At 63.3% G+C, this 17713-nt stretch carries 13 protein-coding genes; 6 read left to right on the forward strand and 7 right to left on the reverse strand.

The genetic code is table 11. The features are described 5' to 3' along the window. Window positions 1-50: 50 nt before the first annotated feature. From X760_RS63665 to X760_RS63685, 5 genes are all read right to left on the reverse strand, one after another. Entirely contained in the window at window positions 51-3227 is a 3177-nt protein-coding gene (locus tag X760_RS63665) for an efflux RND transporter permease subunit (RefSeq protein ID WP_023721005.1), read from the reverse strand. A gap of 2 nt (window positions 3228-3229) precedes the next feature. Beyond that, the gene (locus X760_RS63670; RefSeq protein ID WP_023721006.1) at window positions 3230-4441 is read right to left on the reverse strand and encodes an efflux RND transporter periplasmic adaptor subunit; all 1212 of its coding nucleotides are present in this window, start codon (window positions 4439-4441) and stop codon (window positions 3230-3232) included. Between the two features lie 379 nt (window positions 4442-4820). Next, on the reverse strand, window positions 4821-5951 hold the full coding sequence (locus X760_RS63675) for a patatin-like phospholipase family protein (RefSeq protein WP_023721007.1): 1131 nt from the start codon (window positions 5949-5951) through the stop codon (window positions 4821-4823). A 26-nt stretch (window positions 5952-5977) separates the two neighbouring features. Continuing rightward, the gene (locus tag X760_RS63680; protein WP_023721008.1) at window positions 5978-6760 is read right to left on the reverse strand and encodes a 3-hydroxybutyrate dehydrogenase; all 783 of its coding nucleotides are present in this window, start codon (window positions 6758-6760) and stop codon (window positions 5978-5980) included. Window positions 6761-6961: 201 nt separating this feature from the next. Further along, window positions 6962-8050, reverse strand: a complete 1089-nt coding sequence (locus tag X760_RS63685; RefSeq protein ID WP_023721009.1) for a citrate synthase/methylcitrate synthase — start codon at window positions 8048-8050, stop codon at window positions 6962-6964. 91 nt (window positions 8051-8141) lie between these two features. On the opposite strand from X760_RS63685, the gene X760_RS63690 reads away from it, so the two are divergent. Then, window positions 8142-9290 (forward strand): citrate synthase, encoded by a 1149-nt coding sequence (locus tag X760_RS63690; protein WP_023721010.1) that lies wholly within the window; start codon window positions 8142-8144, stop codon window positions 9288-9290. A 42-nt stretch (window positions 9291-9332) separates the two neighbouring features. Here X760_RS63690 and X760_RS63695 read toward each other — a convergent pair whose 3' ends face one another. Beyond that, the gene (locus X760_RS63695) at window positions 9333-9986 is read right to left on the reverse strand and encodes a TetR/AcrR family transcriptional regulator (RefSeq protein WP_023721011.1); all 654 of its coding nucleotides are present in this window, start codon (window positions 9984-9986) and stop codon (window positions 9333-9335) included. A gap of 101 nt (window positions 9987-10087) precedes the next feature. On the opposite strand from X760_RS63695, the gene X760_RS63700 reads away from it, so the two are divergent. Beyond that, a complete protein-coding gene (locus X760_RS63700; protein WP_023721012.1) occupies window positions 10088-10534 on the forward strand; it encodes a hypothetical protein in 447 nt (148 codons plus the stop codon). Between the two features lie 127 nt (window positions 10535-10661). On the opposite strand, the gene phaR is transcribed toward X760_RS63700, so the two are convergent. Continuing rightward, complete coding sequence (phaR, locus tag X760_RS63705) at window positions 10662-11270, reverse strand: polyhydroxyalkanoate synthesis repressor PhaR (protein WP_023721013.1); 609 nt, start codon at window positions 11268-11270, stop codon at window positions 10662-10664. 278 nt (window positions 11271-11548) lie between these two features. Between phaR and X760_RS63710 the strand changes: the two genes are divergently transcribed. From X760_RS63710 to X760_RS63720, 4 genes are all read left to right on the forward strand, one after another. Beyond that, complete coding sequence (locus X760_RS63710) at window positions 11549-12733, forward strand: acetyl-CoA C-acetyltransferase (RefSeq protein ID WP_023721014.1); 1185 nt, start codon at window positions 11549-11551, stop codon at window positions 12731-12733. A 104-nt stretch (window positions 12734-12837) separates the two neighbouring features. Then, the gene (phbB, locus tag X760_RS63715) at window positions 12838-13563 is read left to right on the forward strand and encodes an acetoacetyl-CoA reductase (RefSeq protein WP_023721015.1); all 726 of its coding nucleotides are present in this window, start codon (window positions 12838-12840) and stop codon (window positions 13561-13563) included. Between the two features lie 32 nt (window positions 13564-13595). Then, on the forward strand, window positions 13596-13895 hold the full coding sequence (locus X760_RS76570; RefSeq protein ID WP_156948164.1) for a hypothetical protein: 300 nt from the start codon (window positions 13596-13598) through the stop codon (window positions 13893-13895). A 398-nt stretch (window positions 13896-14293) separates the two neighbouring features. Next, complete coding sequence (locus X760_RS63720) at window positions 14294-17710, forward strand: helicase-related protein (RefSeq protein ID WP_023721016.1); 3417 nt, start codon at window positions 14294-14296, stop codon at window positions 17708-17710. Window positions 17711-17713 lie beyond the last annotated feature (3 nt).

The following is a 17713-nucleotide window of genomic DNA, read 5'->3' on the forward strand; positions in this document are numbered from 1 at the left end:
GCCCATTGTTCCCGGGCGGCCTTTGCTTGATCAGAACGGCGATTCAGCCTCTATTCGGCGGCCTTCGGGAAGGCGATCGCCGGTTCGGCGCCCAGATCGGCCTCCAGGCCTTCCGACGAGATCTCGGCCTTGCCGCGCCCCAACAGGCGACTGAACCAGCCCCGACGCGCACCGGGTTTTACCTTGGCGCGGGTGAACACCATCAGCATTGACGGGGTCACCACCAGCGTCAGCACGGTGGCGAAGGACAGGCCGAAGACGATCGCCGACGACAGCGAAATCCACCATTGCGTCGACGGCGCGTTGATCGTCGTCTCGTGATGGAAGATTTCGAGGCCGAGGCCGAAAGCGATCGGCAGCACGCCGAGGATCGCCGACACCGCCGTCAGCACCACCGGGCGGGCACGTTCGCGGCAGGTCTGCAGAACGGCTTCGTATTTGTCCCAGCCCTCTTCGCGCAACCGGTCATAGGTGTCGATCAGCACGATGTTGTTGTTCACCACCACGCCGGCCAGCGCGATGACACCGATGCCCGACATGACGATGCCGAATGCCTCTCCCGTCAGCAGCAGCCCTAGGAACACGCCGATCGTCGCCATGACCACGCAGGACAGCACCAGCCAGACGCTGGTGAACTTGTTGAACTGCGCCAGAAGCACAATGAAGATCAGGAAGATCGCGGCACCGAAGGCTTTGCTGAGGAAGGCCCCGGCCTCCGCGCTGTCCTCATTGGAACCGGCAAGCTTCCAGCGAATGCCGCTGCCGAGGTTCATGTCGGCGACAGCTTTGGTGACCTCCTGCTGGACGGCAGCCACCTGGGCGCCGGCAGCGACGTTGGCCTGGACGACCACCGTTCGCGCGCCGTCGATGCGATTGAGGATACCGACCGTCGGCTCCGGCTTGCGCACGACGAAGTTCGAGATCGGCACCGAGCCTTGCGCGGTCTGAACCCTGAGTTCGTCGAGCGTCGACAGCGTGCGCCGATCCTCGGGCAGGCGCAGTCTGATGTCGACGGCATCGTCGGCGCCGGCGGGGCGGTACTCGCTGAGCTTCAGCCCGTTGGTCACCAGTTGGACCACCGTTCCGACCGCGGTCGGGCTGATGCCGTACTGCGCCGCCTTGGCGCGATCGACCTCGAGCGCCCAATCGACGCCGGGCGGCGCCAGGCCATCGGAAATATCGATGACGCCGGGCACCTTGGCAATGCGCGCGGCGACGGCGCGGGCCTTGTCGTCAAGACCCTTCGGATCGACGGCCGAAAGCCTGATCTGGATCGGCTTGCCGGTAGGCGGGCCGGCTTCCGGCACGCGAACCTCGACGTCGACACCGGGAATGCCGGCCATCACGCCGCGCAGTTCGTCGAGGATTGAGTTCGCCGATTTGCGCTCGCGCCAGTCGACGAATTCGTACTGGATCACGCCGACCACGTCTTCCGGAACGTCCTGGCCGCCGCCCTGCGTCTTGCCGACACGGGTATAGACAGACTTCACGCCCGGCCAGCCGAGCAGCCGATTTTCCGCCGTCTTGGTAGCCGCGTCCATTTCGGCAAGCGAAAGATTGCCGCGGGCGTGGACATAGAGCAGGCCGTAGTCAGGCTCGACATTCGGGAAGAATTCGACGCCGGCGCCGAATTTCGAATAGGCGTAGCCCACGCCAAACAACAGCGCGACGGTAAGGACAAGCACGGTGATGGGATAATGCACCGCCTGCTTGACCACGGCCATGTACCAGCCGTCGCGATTGTCGTCGGGGTGATGAGCCGGCGCCTTGGCAAATATGGCGCCCAGCGTCGGCGCGAAGACCAGCGCATAGAGCATCGAGGCCGAGAGCGTCACGATCAACGTGATCGGCATGTATTTCATGAAATCGCCGATGATGCCCGGCCAGAACAACAGCGGCGAGAAGGCGGCAATGCGCGTCATCGTCGCGGCGATGACCGGGCCGGCCATGCGCTTGGCCGCAAGCGCGAACGCCTGTTCCTTCGGCATGCCCTCGCTCATGCGTCGCTCGGCGAATTCGGTGACGATGATAGCGTCGTCGACCAGCATGCCGACCGCCAGGATGAGGCTGAACAGCACGATCATGTTGATCGTGTAGCCCATCATCGCCAGCAACAGGATGCCGATCAGGAAGGATGAGGGGATGGCCAATCCGATCAGTAGCGAGGCACGGCCAGACAGCGCGTAGAGAATGACGATGAACACCAGGATGACGGCGATCATCACGTGGTTCTGAAGGTCGCCGAGCAACTGGTTCACGAAGACGGACTTGTCTTGCGTGTAGGTGACGTGCATGCCCTCCGGCATCGTCTTGATGAAGGCGTCGGACACCTCCCTGACCTTGCCAATCGTATCGATCAGGTTGGAGCCGATGCGCTTCTTCACCTCGATGGCAATCGCCGGCTTGCCGTCCAGGCGGGTAACCGTCTCGGCGTCCTTGAAGGTCGAGCGGACGGTGGCGATATCCTTGGCCTGCACCACCGCGTTGGGGCCGGCGACGACCGGAAGCGCCGCCACATCTTCTGGTGTCTCGATAAGCGAGGGCACCTTGACTGCGTATTTGCCCTCGGATCCTTCGATGTTGCCGGCGGCGACAAGACTGTTGGAAGCGCCGACCGCACCGATCAACTGGTCGAGCTGCAGCCCGTAGGACGAAAGTTTCATCGGATCGATGACCACTTCGACGAGGTCGTCGCGCGCACCCTGCAATGAGCCCTCGAGCACGCCAGGCACTTCCTCGATGCGGTCGCGCAGCTCGCGCGCCGCCGCCGTCAGCACGCGCTCGGGCACCTCGCCCGACAGCGTCACGACCAGGACGGGGAACTCGGAGATGTTGACCTCGGAGACCACGGGCTCCTCAGCCGCTTGCGGCAGGTCGGCCTTGCCGTCCTGCACCTTGCTGCGCGTGTCCTGCAGCGCAGTGGCGAGATCCGTCTGTGGCTGGAATTCGACCAGCACATAACCGCCGCCCTGGAAGGCGGCCGAGCGCATCTCCTTGAGGCCCTTCAGGCTCTTCAGCTTGGCTTCCATCGGCCGCAGCAGGAGGCGTTCGGAGTCTTCCGGCGAGATGCCCTGATAGATCAGGCTGACATACATCATCGGAATCGGAACGTCGGGTTCCGCTTCCTTCGGCGTCGACTGGTAGGCGACCGCACCGGCAAGGATGAGAAAGACCAGGACCGCAATGGTCAGCCGGGCATTGCTGATTGCAAGTTTGACGATGTCCATGATTACTGCGTCCCGGTCGTCGCTTCGCCCAACAGCTTTTGAATGGTCGCCTGGTCGGCCTCGACCGGCTTGACCACTTCGCCTTCCTTCACCAGCTCCTGGCCAGCGACGATGATGCGGGCGTCGGCCGGAATGCCGCCGAGCACCAGGCCGGTCGGCGTGTCGTCGACCAGGTCGATCGGGAAGAACACGACCTTGTCATCCTTGTCGACGGCGCGGATGCCGAGGTCGCCCTTGTCGCCGAGCGTCACCACCGATCGCGGCAGCATCACGGCGTCGGTCGGCTGGGCGCTGAGCGCAATTTCTGCCGTCATGCCGGCCGGTACGGACCCATCGGCATTGGGGATAGCGACTTCAACCCGGAAGGTACGGGTTGCCGAAGATGCATCCCGGCTGATGTAGCGCACCGTACCCTTGACGGTCTGGCCACTGACCAGGCGCACATTGGCTTCGTCACCGATCTTCAGATAGCCGAGATCGCGCTCGCTGACTTCGCCGCGGGCGATCACCGGATCGAGCTTCAGAATGGTCGCCACCTCGCCGCCCTGCATGACGGAACTGCCAAGCTCCACCGGCACCCGGTCGATGACACCGTCGAAGGGCGCCTTCACCTCGTTGCGGTCGAGTTCGGCTTGCGCGGCGTCCAGTTGCGACTTGGCCAGCGTCAGGTTGGAACGGGCCGTATCGAGCTGCAGCGTCGGCAGATTGCCGGTTTTCATCAACCGCAGGGCCGCAGCCAGCTCGGCCTCACGTTGCACGACAAGCTGCTTGGCGTTGTCGACCGCCGAGATTTTTTCCTCGGCGGCAAGCATCAGGATCAGGTCGCCGGTCTTGACGTGCTGACCCTGCTTGACCGGCAGCTTGTCGATGACGCCGGCGACGCGTGTCGCCAGGACCGCGCGCTTGTCGGCTTCGGTCAGTCCGGAAATGCGGATAGCGCGCGCATAGATGCGCCGCGGCGGGGTTATGATCGCGACCGTCCGCAAGGCCGCTTTGGGCTGTTCTGCCTCGGCAGTCCCCGGCTTGGCAGCCCCCTGTTCGCCAGTTTGGGGCTTGCCTGAGTCGGCGGCCTTGGGCTGCTCGACCTCTCCTGCCTTGGGCTTGTTGTCGGCGGACGCGCTGCCGACGGACGAGAATTCGCCTGTCGCCATCCAGCCGGCGAACCCGATGAGCACAACAATGGCTGCAAGCTTGTGAAACCTGAATTTCGGCATCGTCATTTTTTCCAGTGCGCGGGGTTCGGCCAGGCCGCATCTTCTACTTGGGGCGCGTCGCCGATATGGGTGCGCGCGAGGCCGTATTCAAATTGCCGTGATCGGCGAAGCGCGCTTCTACCTTAAAGTTGCGTCGCAATATAGTCAGAAAAGTTGATGGATTGTTGCTTTGTCCGCAAAGATGCGGCTGCAGCATCGGCTGTTGATCGCCAAAACAGCGGTATGGCAGCAAGTGTCAGGATGATTGGACAGATTGCGATGTCATCTGCTTTGCGGGGGAGCCAGAACAATTCCAGGAAAAGTGTGAAACGGTTTTCCGTCCGGAATTGCGTCAAAAAAGATAGAGCGGTTCGGCGTTTCCGTGAAACGGTAAATCGTTCTAGGCCGGACGGCGGGCGGCCTCGGGCTGCTTGCGCGCCGCAAGAAACTCCTTGACCCGCCGGCCCGGCGCCGGCCCGCGCACCGGCTTCAAGCCGTCGTCGAGCTCGCCGGACAGATCGATCGTCGGCCGCTTGCCGACGGCGTCGTAATTTTCTTCCAGCCAATCACTGGCTGCGGTGCGGCCGAGGTCACGCAGATAGGCAAGGAACGCCCATTCGGCATTGACCTTGGACGATGCCGACAGATCCTTGAACGCTTCGTCGGCATCGATGCGGTGCATGCGGATGTCGCGATATTCGCCGTGCGGCAATCGGCCGGCGGCGATCAGTTCCTTGACGAAGGCGATCGAGCGGAATTCGCGCAACAGCCCGGCATTGAAGGTGATCTCGTCGATGCGGTTCTGGATCTCATTGGCGCTCTTCGGCGTCCCTTCGCGGACCACCGGATTGATCTGCACCAAAAGCACGTCCTCAGTGGCCGCCGTCTTGAAGAACGGGAACAGTGCCGGGTTGCCGCCATAGCCGCCATCCCAATAGGGCACGCCCTTGATCTCGACGGCGCGGAACAATTGCGGCAGGCAGGCCGACGCCATTACCGTGTCGAGGTCGATCTCGCCGTCCGAGAAGACACGCAACTGGCCGGTCTCGACATTGGTCGCGGAAATGAACAGTTCCATCGACTTGCAGGCGCGCACATTGTCGAAATCGATCTCACGTTCGACCACATCGCGCAGCGGATTGATGGCGAGCGGATTGGCGACATAGGGCGAAAATACCCGCGACATCGTATCGAACAGGAAATAGCCGGGCGTGTTCTCGATCGACCAATTGCCCCAGGCGACGTCCCACGGCATGCGCTGCACTGGGCTGAAGCGGCCCTTTGCCGCCACCGCACGCCAGAAATCATCAAGTTTCCGCCGTGCGCCCTCGACGCCGCCGCGAACGAAGCCGTCGGCCAGCGCGACGGCATTCATGGCGCCGGCGCTGGTGCCCGAAACCGCCGTTATATCGAGGCGCCCGTCCTCGAGCAGCCGATCGAGCACGCCCCAGGAAAACGCCCCGTGCGAACCCCCGCCTTGCAGCGCGATGTTGATCTTCTTTGGCTCCTCCGCCTTGCCGTTTTTCGGCATGGCGTGACCCTTGACCGCTGGACGGCTCACTGAGCGGTCCAGCCGCCATCGACAGAGATGTGCGTGCCGTTGATCTGCGCTGCCGCATCCGAGCACAGGAACACTGCCGCCGCCGCAACCTGCTCGACGGTGACGAACTCCTTGGTCGGCTGCTTTTCGAGCATGACCTCGCGGACCACAGTCTCGCGGTCCATCTTGTTGGCCTTCATCTGGTCGGGGATCTGCGCCTCGACCAGCGGCGTCAGCACATAGCCGGGACAAATGGCATTGCAGGTGATCTTGTCGCGCGCCAGTTCCAGGGCGACCGTCTTGGTCAGGCCCATAATGCCGTGCTTGGCCGAGACATAGGCCGACTTGAACGGCGAGGCCACCAGCCCATGGGCCGAGGCGACGTTGACGATCCGGCCGCCACCGGCCTGTTTCATCAACGGGATGGCGGCGGCGATGGTGTGGAAGGCCGATGACAGGTTGATGGCGATGATCGCATCCCACTTCTCGATCGGGAAGCTTTCCACCGGCGCGACATGCTGGATGCCGGCATTGTTGACCAGGATGTCGACCGAGCCGAATGTCTCGGCTGCCTTCATGACCAGAGCCCGGCACTCGGCCGGCTTCGACATGTCAGCCTTGACATAGGCGGTCTGGACCTTGTGGTGTTTCGCAATTGCGTCGGCGATGGCGTGGTCGTCGGCGGTGTCGGAAAAGGAATTGACGACGATGTTGCAGCCTTCGGCCGCGAGCGCGTGGGCAATGGCCAGGCCGATGCCCGAGGTGGAACCGGTGACGATGGCGGTTTTTCTGGCGGTCAAGGCGGCTTATTCCTTTCGAGGCGGGCTCCCGCGGAACCATGCTGCACTGCAGCATATAGGCTCTCTGCCACCCAAGAACAGCGGATGTGTGGAGCAATGACATGAAATTTTTGTCATGAGGACCTCTCTCACCTTGACGAGAGAGTGTCTGGCACCGGCTGTAGCGGGGCCGGTTTCCGCAAAGCATGCGGGGGAAAATCCTTAGGCGACGAGGTCCGGCACCGGCCCGATATAGCGCGACTGCGGCCGGATCAGCCGTCCGCTCGTCTGCTGCTCGCGGGCGTGGGCGATCCAGCCGGCGACGCGCCCGGCAGCAAAGACATTGGTGAACGCCTCTTTCGGAAAGCCCGCGGCCTCCAGCAGAAGTGCTGTGAAGAACTCGACATTGGTCTGGAGCGAGCGCGACGGCTTGGCGATGCGAAGCACTTCAAGCGCCGCTTGCTCCACGCTTTCGGCAAACGCCAGCCGGTGGCCGGCTTCGCCCTCGGCGCCGAGTTGCCGCACCACCGCTTTCAGCACGTCGGCACGCGGATCGCGCACACGGTAGATGCGATGCCCGAAGCCCATGATGCGGCGGCCGCGCGCGATCTCGTCGCGCAGCCAGATGGCGGCGTCGCCATGCGCCTCTATCGCATCCAGCATCTCGATCACCGGACCTGGCGCGCCGCCATGCAGCGGCCCCTTGAGCGCTCCGAGTCCGGCCAGCACCGCCGAAGTAAGCCCCGCCTGCGTCGAGGCGACCACGCGCGTGGCGAAGGTCGATGCGTTGAGGCCATGGTCGCAAACCGTCACAAGATAGGTATCGAGCGCTTTCGCCAACTTCGGCGAGACCGCCATGCCGGTCAGCATCCGCAGCATGTCGGCGGCATGATCGGCCTTGCGATCAGGCGCAATTGGGCTTTCGCCGCGCTGCAAGCGCAGCAAGGCCGGCGTCAGCACGGCAGGTGCCGCAACCAGCCTGAGCGCGTCCGGCAATTTGTCGCCGTCCGGCAGTAGGGCAATGCCGGCGCGCATCGCGCTGTAGATATCGAGGGATGCGAGAAACGGCAGCAAGGGTTCGATCCGCTCGAACACTTCACTGCGCGCCCGGCCGATCGCTTTCGCCAGCTCCTTTTCGCCGGGAAGATCGTCGAAAGAGCCGTCGAACAGCAGCCGAACCACGTCGGCGTATTTCCAGCGGCCTGCCAGTTCCGGCAACGAATGGCCCCGGATGGTCAGGCGGCCGCCAAGACCGTCGACATCGGAGAGCACCGTTTCTGCCACCACCACATCATCGAGCCCATTCGCCATTGGTTTTCTCCTTGACCCTTTCCGGGTCGTAGATAAGGGTTGGCGGCTGGACCATCAATCTTGATCAACCGAATCAACGTGCCAGGTTTACATCACTGAGTGGCTGACGCGGGACGAAGCCCTGGAGCGCCTCAAGGTGCGCGCCCAGACGCTCTATGCCTATGTCAGCCGCGGACGCATCGGCATGCGGCCGGATCGGGCCGACCCACGCCGCAGCCAGTATCGCGCCGACGACATCGCGGCGCTGGCGAGCCGCCGGGCGCGCGGCCGAAATCCCCAGGCAATCGCCGAAAGTGCAATTGCCTGGGGTGAGCCGGCGATCGCCACCACGATCTCGACCGTTTTGCACGGCCGCCTCGTCTATCGTGGCCAGGATGCGGTTGCACTCTGCGAGACTGCCACGCTGGAGCAGACGGCAAACCTGCTTTGGGCATCTGACGCACCAGTGTCGTTCGTGTCGGCGAGCCGCCATGGCAACGGCGCAACTGGCCGGCCGGCTGCCTTCGCGGAATTGGCCGCGTTGGCGGCCAAGGGCCGGCCTTCGCTCGGCCGCAGGGCGGCTTCGCTCAACCACGATGCGGCCGGCGCCATCGCCGCTCTGGCCCAGGCGCTCGGCGCGGTTCGCGGAATCGGTGCCGTGCACGAACGACTGGCGCAGGGCTGGTCCCTCGATGCAGCCGGCGCAGACTTGATCCGCCGCTCGCTGGTGCTGTTGGCCGATCACGAACTGAACGCATCGACCTTCGCCGCGCGGGTCGCCGCGTCCACCGGTGCACCTGTTTCGGCCTGCCTGCTTGCTGGCCTCGCCACGCTCTCCGGTCCGCGCCATGGCGGCGCCGCGGAGGCGGTCATGATGCTGGCGGAGGATGCGCAGAGATTGGGGCCGGATGCGGCTGTCGGACGCTGGCTCGGTCACGACAGGCCACTGCCCGGATTTGGCCATCCGCTTTATCCCGACGGCGATCCGCGTGCGGAACCGTTGCTGGCCGCGATCGATGTCGATGATGGGCTGTTACGGCTTTGCGATGCGGCCTTTGCGGCAACGGGCATGCGCCCGAACGTCGATTTCGCCTTGGCCGCGCTGACGCGCAGCCTCCGTTTGCCGTCCGATGCGCCGTTTCGCTTGTTTGCGCTCGGCCGCAGCATCGGCTGGGCCGCGCATGCCGTGGAGCAGGTGACAAGCAGCGGCCTGATCAGACCACGCGCCCGCTACCAGGGACCGCTGCCGGAGTTCCATTAGCTGGCGACGCAATCGCGGGCCCTTTTTTTGGGTGCTGGCGGATTAAGCTTTAGATGGAATGGTCATCCGGCTCATGAAAAGTCGGAGAGCCCGCTGCGCGGCCAGGGCTGGCGGCTCGGACGGATGCCATTCCCGGAAATGACCATCGATCGCCATGCGTGCCAACCCATAAACGAGTGCACGCGCGGCAAGCACAAGATGATCAAAGTCGGTGCCGGGAGCAAGCCGACCCTGTTGTTGCGCTTGCGTCAGCAAGTCGATCATCGTCCGCCGAATAGCCTCATTATGATCACGAAGGCTGTCCGACCCTTCAAAATCAATCAGGGTTCGGGAACTGATGATCTGGAAATGCGTGGGGTTGCTAATTGCCCATTCCAGATAGCCTTGTCCGATTGCTTCGAAGGCCTCAATGGGATCTGCGCTGTCGATTTTCGACCGCGCCTTGGCAACGGCCTTTGTCAGCCGATCCATGGCCTGTTCGGCGACCGCGGTGAGCAGCGCTGTTTTCGATCGAAAATGCCGGAATGGCGCGCCGGGCGAAACGCCGGCACGTTTTGCGGCCTCGCGTACGGACACATGCTCGGCTCCCCGCTCCTCGATGATCTCCACGGTTGCCGTGATCAAGGCCTCGACGAGATTGCCGTGATGGTATCGCTTGGCATCTCCGGCTTCGTCGGAATCAGTTGTCTTGGTCATCTCAGTCAAATAGCACGAGAGCGGAATGTAATCACTGATTATTTCCCTTGTGTTCGAGCGCTGCGTATGTAATCAATGTTTACATCGCAACGGAGGTTACCATGTTTCGCATCACCGCAACGACTGCCCTCGCTTTCTCCTTATTGTCGCTCGTATCTGCCGAGGCCGAGGATCGGCCCACCCTGGAAGTCGTCTGGCCGACGGCGGGTTCAGTTGTCGAACTGGGCAATTCTCCTGAGAAGGCGATAGGCGTTGTCGTCAGGAGCAACTTCAGGCTGCTCACTGCGGGTGAGTGCGGGGAAATCAAGCAATGCGGCCACGTGCATATGAAGATCGATCCCAACGGAGACACCTGCAACATCCCCGGCAAGCCGTACAACAGCATGAACAGCGACTTTGGCGGTGATCTTATCAAGGCCCGTTTCGGCCATTGCCCGGATGCCGCCGGCAGACACGTGATCGGCGTGCTTCTTGCCGATGATCATCACCGGCCCATTCTAGTAGACGGCAAACCTGTTACCGCTCTGGTGACGGTGACCACGAAATAGGGCATGCCACGAAATAGAGCGTGCCACAAAATAGAGCGTGGATGACATCTTCACCTTCGAGGCGAAGATGTTTTCTGACACAGGCCTGCTGAGGGAAATTTTGGGCCGGCGCTTCGCCGGCCGGCAGTCACGACATCGTGTCGAGCTTGCGCTGCATCGCGGCGATCTGCTCCTTCAGCTCCTGAAGGTCGTCCGGTTTTTCCGGTGTTTCTTTCCTGGCCTGTTCGGCCGGTGCTGCTGCCGGCGCAGACCCCGCAGGCGGGAACGGCGTGAACAGCCGCATGGCGTTCTGGAACATTTCCATGTTACGCCGAGTCTGCTCCTCCAGCACCTTGATCGGCGTCGCGATCTTCATCATGTCCATCGGCGACTTGCCGAGGGCATCTTTCATTTGCTCGCGAAAGCGTTCCTGCTCCTTCGAGAAGGCCAGCATCGACTGTTCGAGAAAGCTTGGCACGATCATCTGCATCTGGTCGCCGTAGTAGGCGATGAGCTGACGCAGGAACGGGATCGGCAGCATGTTCTGCCCGTCCTTGTTCTCCAGCTCGAAGATGATCTGGGTCAGCACCGGATGCGTGATGTCGTCGCCGGTCTTGGCGTCCTGGACAGTAAAGTCCTCGCCTTTTTTGACCATTTCTGCGAGATCCTCGAGCGTCACATAGGTGCTGGTGCCCGTATTGTAGAGACGGCGATTGGCATATTTCTTGATAACAATAGGTTCGTCTTTCGCGGCCATCTGCATCCTCCCCGGACACCGGCCAGCTTAAGTAAGCCGCCGGTAACGATTGCGCCTTGTTAAAGGATATGCGCAAAAGCGTCATGAATCCAAGCTGTTTGTGCAGTGCGGGAACATTTTATGCTGCGCAGCACGGATGGGCCGTCATCGCAGCGACGCGCGGCCTGCTTGCCGCGGAGGAACGCCATGCCCATTTCGGGTTTGACTCGGGTTGTGGAAAGGGCAAGAAAAGTCCCCGACGGCACCCGAAATCGCTCCCCGAAAGTCTGGAGAAGAACATGTCCGCTTCCAACGCCATCGTTGTCGCCAGTGCGGCGCGCACGCCTGTCGGCTCCTTCAACGGCGCCTTCGCCAACACGCCAGCCCATGAACTGGGTGCCGTCGCCGTCAGGGAAGCGCTTGTCCGTGCCGGCGTCGACGGCAAGGAGGTGGACGAGGTCATTCTCGGCCAGATCCTGACCGCGGCTCAAGGGCAGAACCCGGCGCGGCAGGCGGCCATGGCCGCCGGCGTGCCGCAGGAGGCGACCTCCTGGGGCCTGAACCAGCTCTGCGGCTCCGGCCTGCGCGCCATCGCGCTCGGCATGCAGCAGATCGCCCAGGGCGATGCAAAAATCATCGTTGCCGGCGGCCAGGAATCGATGTCGATGGCTCCGCATGCGCAGCATCTGCGCGGTGGCGTCAAGATGGGCGATTTCAAGCTGATCGACACCATGATCAAGGACGGCCTGACCGATGCCTTCTATGGTTATCATATGGGCAACACGGCGGAGAACGTCGCCCGCCAGTTCCAAATCACCCGCGACGACCAGGACCAGTTCGCACTGGCTTCCCAGAACAAGGCCGAGGCTGCGCAGAAAGGCGGAAAATTCAACGACGAGATCGTTGCCTTCACAGTCAAGGGCAGGAAGGGCGACACGATAGTCGACCAGGACGAGTACATCCGCCATGGCGCGACGATCGACGCCATGACCAAGCTCAAGCCCGCCTTCGACAAAGACGGCACGGTGACAGCAGCCAATGCTTCCGGCATCAATGACGGCGCGGCCGCCGTGGTGCTGATGACCGAAGCGGAAGCCGCAAGGCGCGGCATCACGCCGCTGGTGCGTATCGTTTCCTGGGCGACCGCCGGCGTTGACCCGCAGATCATGGGGACGGGACCGATCCCCTCCTCGCGCAAGGCGCTGGCCAAGGCCGGCTGGTCGGTCGGCGACCTCGATCTGGTCGAAGCCAACGAGGCCTTCGCCGCGCAGGCCTGCGCCGTCAACAAGGACATGGGCTGGGACCCATCCATCGTCAACGTCAATGGCGGCGCCATCGCCATCGGCCATCCGGTCGGCGCCTCGGGCGCCCGCATCTTCAACACGCTGGTCTACGAAATGCGTCGCAGAAGTGCCAAGAAAGGTCTTGCCACGCTGTGCATCGGCGGCGGCATGGGCGTTGCCATGTGCGTGGAAGCATTGTGATGAGATAAGCGATACGAATAGGATACTGGCGCAAAGCGAGTAGGGAATAGAGGGCAAACCCTACCGCTTCAACGCTCAGTCATCTGCATTTCCCGGGAGGACACATGACAAAGGTTGCAATCGTCACAGGCGGGTCGCGCGGCATCGGCGCGGCGATATCGGTCGCCTTGAAAAGCGCCGGCTATTCGGTTGCCGCAAACTACGCCGGCAATGAGGAAGCGGCAGCAAAGTTCAAGGCAGCGACCGGCATCCCGGTCTACAAATGGTCGGTTGCCGACTACGAGGCCTGCGCTGCCGGCATCAAACAGGTAGAGGCCGATCTCGGTCCCGTATCGGTGCTGGTCAACAATGCAGGCATCACGCGCGACGCGATGTTCCACAAGATGACGCGCGAGCAATGGAAAGAGGTCCTCGACACCAACCTTTCCGGCGTCTTCAACATGACGCATCCGTTGTGGGGCGGCATGCGCGACCGCAAATTCGGCCGCGTCATCACCATCTCCTCGATCAATGGCCAGAAAGGGCAGGTCGGCCAGGTCAATTATTCGGCCTCGAAGGCCGGCGATATCGGCTTCACCAAGGCGTTGGCCCAGGAAGGCGCGCGCGCCGGCATCACCGTCAACGTCATCTGCCCCGGCTACATCGCCACCGAGATGGTCAAAGCGATGGACGAGAAGGTGCTCAACGAGCGTGTCCTTCCGCAGATCCCGGTCGGCCGTCTCGGCGAGCCGGAGGAGATCGCGCGCTGCGTCGTCTTCCTCGCTTCCGACGATGCCGGGTTCATCACCGGCTCGACAATATCAGCCAATGGCGGGCAGTACATCGCCTGACCGTTTATCTTTACGTTGAGATAGATACGCGCTTGGACGAACGGGCCTGCAAAACGGCCCGTTTCTATAGCGGTCTTCCCGTTGCAAGATCTCGATTCAGCACGCTGCCCCAATCCGGCACGCAAAGGTTAACGGCCGCTGCCCAGCCTGTGCAAAAACTGCCCGGCAGCCTGTGGATTCTCGGTGGAAAAGCTGTTCACAACACAACATGTTGCGGTGAACAAACCAAGAAACTTTGCCTATCGCTGATTCGTCGCCGATTCGTTCCGGCTTTGAGCGGAACGTTAACGGCGAGAGCCGAAAACACCCTCGAAATGATTAAAGCGGATTAGGAAACATCAATAATTCCATAATGTTGGGCGAAGCAGATTGGCCGGCCACGATCATTCACCGGCAAAGGTTAACGGTGGTGCTCGTTTGAATGCCGCCTGCATGAATCGGGCCAGTTTCTGTGATTCAGCATGTGGTGAGACTCGCCGGCAGAAATCCCAGATGTAGCCGTGAACAAAACCTGAATCAGCGCGAGTCAGTGATTCGTCGCTGATTCGTTCCAGACTCGTTCCAACTGTTAATCGGGAACAGATTTCTGGCTTCGAACCGACCAATCAGCCTGCCCTCGGCACATTCCGCTTTCGCTTCGCGCCCGAAATCCCTATGTGTCGCCTGTCATACGCGGCCAATATGGGCGCGCTCCCGACAATGCGAGGCAGAGAGCCTTATTTCCAGGCCGATGAACATCCATCCGAAACACACTGAACCGCTGATCCTGTCGGGTCGAGACGTGACGGCCGTGCTCGGCCCGACCAATACCGGCAAGACCCATCTCGCCATCGAACGCATGGTGGCGCATGAGAGCGGCGTCATCGGCCTACCGCTCAGGCTGCTTGCCCGCGAGGTCTATACGCGCGTCTGCGAGAAGGTCGGCGCCCATAAGGTTGCGCTCATCACCGGCGAGGAAAAGATCCAGCCGGCGGGCGCGAAATACTCGGTCTGCACGGTGGAAGCGATGCCGCGCGAGACCGACGCCGCCTTCGTTGCCATCGACGAGGTCCAGCTCGCTGGCGATCTCGAACGCGGCCACATCTTCACCGATCGCATCCTGCATCTGCGCGGCCGCCAGGAGACGCTGCTGCTGGGTGCGGCCACCATGCACGGCATTCTGCAGCGCCTGCTGCGGGGCGTGTCGGTGGTGACCCGGCCACGGCTGTCGCATCTTGCCTATGCCGGCTCGAAGAAGCTGACCCGCCTGCCGCGGCGCACCGCGATCGTCGCCTTCTCGGCCGACGAGGTCTATGCCATCGCCGAGCTGATCCGCCGCCAGCAGGGCGGTGCCGCCGTCGTGCTCGGCGCGCTCAGCCCGCGCACCCGCAACGCCCAGGTGGCGCTGTTCCAGTCGGGCGATGTCGACTACCTCGTCGCCACCGACGCCATCGGCATGGGCCTCAACCTCGACCTCGACCACGTCGCCTTCGCCCAGAATCGCAAATTCGACGGCTACCAGTACCGCAACCTGACCGCGGCCGAGCTCGGCCAGATTGCCGGCCGTGCCGGCCGGCATCTGCGCGACGGCACCTTCGGCGTCACCGGCCAGGTCGATCCGCTGGATGAGGAATTGGTCAAGAAGATCGAGGCGCATGATTTCGATCCGGTGAAAGTGCTGCAGTGGCGTACCGCGCATTTCGATTTCGCCAACCTCGATGCGCTGAAGCGCTCGATCGAGACCAACGCCCCGGTCGAAGGCCTGACGCGCGCACTGCCGGCCGTGGACGCGCAGGCGCTCGAGCATCTGTCGCGCGACGAGGACATCCGGGCACTCACCACCGACGCCAGGCGGGTGGCGCTGCTGTGGGAAGCCTGCGCGCTGCCCGACTACAGGAAGATCGCGCCGGCCCAGCACGCCGACTTGATCGCCTCCATCTACATGGACCTTGCCAGGCACGGCCATGTCGACGAGAACTACATGGCCGAGCAGGTGCGCCGGGCCGACACCACTGAAGGCGATATCGACACGCTATCGCACAGGATTGCCCAGATCCGCACATGGACCTTCGTTTCCAACCGGCCCGGCTGGCTGGCCGATCGGGCACACTGGCAGGAAAAGACGCGCGAAATCGAAGACAGATTGTCGGATGCGCTGCATGAGCGGTTGACGAAACGTTTTGTAGACCGCAGGACTTCCGTCCTCATGCGGCGCCTTAGAGAAAACACGATGCCTGAAGCCGAAATCAGCCCAACCGGAACCGTCCTCGTCGAAGGCCATCACGTCGGCGAGTTGCAGGGTTTCCGCTTCACCGCCGACCAGAGCGCCGGCGGCGAGGACGCCAAGGCGGTGCGGGCGGCGGCGCAGAAGGCGCTTGCCGCCGAGTTCGAGGCGCGTGCCGAACGCTTCGGCGCCTCGGCCAATGGCGACATCGCGCTGGGTTCGGATGGCACGCTGCGCTGGATCGGCGCGCCGATCGGCACGCTGGTCGCTGGCGAAGACGCTTTGAAGCCGCGTCTCGTTCTGCTCGCCGACGAGCAACTCACCGGCCCGGCCCGCGACAAGGTTGCGGCGCGCGCCGAGCGCTTCGTCAATTTCCAGATCGAATCCCTGCTGAAGCCGCTGGTCGATCTCAAGAATGCCGAGCAGATCACCGGCATCGGCCGCGGCATCGCTTTCCAGCTCGTCGAGCATTTCGGCCTCATCAACCGTCGCGACATCGCCGACGAGATGAAGTCGCTCGACCAGGAGGGCCGCGCGGCGCTTCGCCGTCTCGGCGTGCGCTTCGGCGCCTACCATGTCTTCGTGCCGGCGCTGATCAAGCCGGCGCCGGCCGGGTTGATAACGCTGCTGTGGGCGCTGAGAAACGACGGCAAGGACAAGCCCGGCTTCGGCGATGTCGTTCACGCACTGGCCTCCGGCCGCACCTCGGTGGTCATCGATCCAACCTTCGACAAGACCTTCTACAAGCTGGCGGGCTACCGCAATCTTGGCCGGCGTGCTGTACGCGTCGATATTCTCGAACGGCTGGCCGACCTGATCCGGCCGGCGACCAACTGGAAGCCGGGCCTCGGACCTCGCCCCGACGGCGCCTATGACGGTCAGTCCTTCATGGTGACGCCGCCGATGATGTCGATCCTCGGCGCCACCGCCGACGACATGGAAGAAATCCTGAAGGGGCTCGGCTATCGCGCCGATGCCAAGCCGGCGGCCGAGGTCAAGGCGCGGCTCGAAGCACAGGACAATGCCGCGCGTGAAGCGGCCGCTGCAAAGCAGGCGGCGGAAGAGGCAACGCGAGCCGAGCAGGCGAGGATGGCGGAAGCAGCTGCCGCGGCAGAGCCGCCGGCGGAGGTTTCGGCGGAGGCTTCGGAGCCTGTGTCGGATGCGGCTCCTGTTGCGGAGGCGGCCGAAGCCGTGACCGAAGCGGCGGCAGAGCCTGTCGCGGAAGACCAGCCGGAAGCTCCAGCCCCTGAAGCTGCGGCAGAAGTCACGCAAGAGACCCAGCCCGCCGCCGAAGCGGCTGCAGAACCAGCGGCTGAGCCAAGGACGGAACTTGGGGCGGAAACTGAGGCTACGGCACCGGCAGAGCCGCCGGTTTCCGACACTATGGAAGCATCGCCGGCCGAACCTGCAGCAACGGCGGAAGCCGTCGCCGGCGAAGCTGCCCCAGAAGCCGAGGAGCCAAAACCTGTGCTGTTGTGGCGGCAGGGTCGTTTCGACCAGCGCCCGCGTCATCGCCAGCATGACAACCGCCCCCGGGACAATCATCGGGACAGTCGCCCGCGCAATGGTCAAGCTGCGCCGGACGGCCGCAGCGATGCGCCGGTAGATGCCGGCGGGCAACCGACGCCGGGCGACCGGCCCGCCCGTCAAGGGCGCCACGATCAGCGCGACGGCGCCGGCAAGCCACGCTTCGACCGCAGCAAGTTCAAGCCCAAGCCGCAAGGCGAGGCGGCAGAGCAGCGCGCCGGCAAGCCGCAAGGCGAACGCCTCGACCGGCGCGAAAACCGGCCCGACTGGAAGGCTGGACGGCAGGACGGCAAAGGCGGCGCCCAAGGCGCAAAGCCCGCCTTCCAGCCAAAGCCGCGTGAGGAACGCCCGGTCCGCTTCGATCCGGACTCGCCCTTCGCCAAGCTCGCCGCGTTGCGCGACCAGCTGAAGAAGTAAGCT

The organism is Mesorhizobium sp. LSHC420B00, assembly GCF_000503055.1.
Classification (GTDB): domain Bacteria; phylum Pseudomonadota; class Alphaproteobacteria; order Rhizobiales; family Rhizobiaceae; genus Mesorhizobium.

Coding starts and splice junctions, on each gene's coding strand:
- X760_RS63665 (WP_023721005.1), bottom strand. CDS start 3,227: ATGGACATCGTCAAACTTGCAATCAGCAATGCCCGGCTGACCATTGCG.
- X760_RS63670 (WP_023721006.1), bottom strand. CDS start 4,441: ATGCCGAAATTCAGGTTTCACAAGCTTGCAGCCATTGTTGTGCTCATC.
- X760_RS63675 (WP_023721007.1), bottom strand. CDS start 5,951: ATGCCGAAAAACGGCAAGGCGGAGGAGCCAAAGAAGATCAACATCGCG.
- X760_RS63685 (WP_023721009.1), bottom strand. CDS start 8,050: ATGGCGAATGGGCTCGATGATGTGGTGGTGGCAGAAACGGTGCTCTCC.
- X760_RS63695 (WP_023721011.1), bottom strand. CDS start 9,986: ATGACCAAGACAACTGATTCCGACGAAGCCGGAGATGCCAAGCGATAC.
- X760_RS63700 (WP_023721012.1), top strand. CDS start 10,088: ATGTTTCGCATCACCGCAACGACTGCCCTCGCTTTCTCCTTATTGTCG.
- phaR (WP_023721013.1), bottom strand. CDS start 11,270: ATGGCCGCGAAAGACGAACCTATTGTTATCAAGAAATATGCCAATCGC.
- X760_RS63710 (WP_023721014.1), top strand. CDS start 11,549: ATGTCCGCTTCCAACGCCATCGTTGTCGCCAGTGCGGCGCGCACGCCT.
- phbB (WP_023721015.1), top strand. CDS start 12,838: ATGACAAAGGTTGCAATCGTCACAGGCGGGTCGCGCGGCATCGGCGCG.
- X760_RS63720 (WP_023721016.1), top strand. CDS start 14,294: ATGAACATCCATCCGAAACACACTGAACCGCTGATCCTGTCGGGTCGA.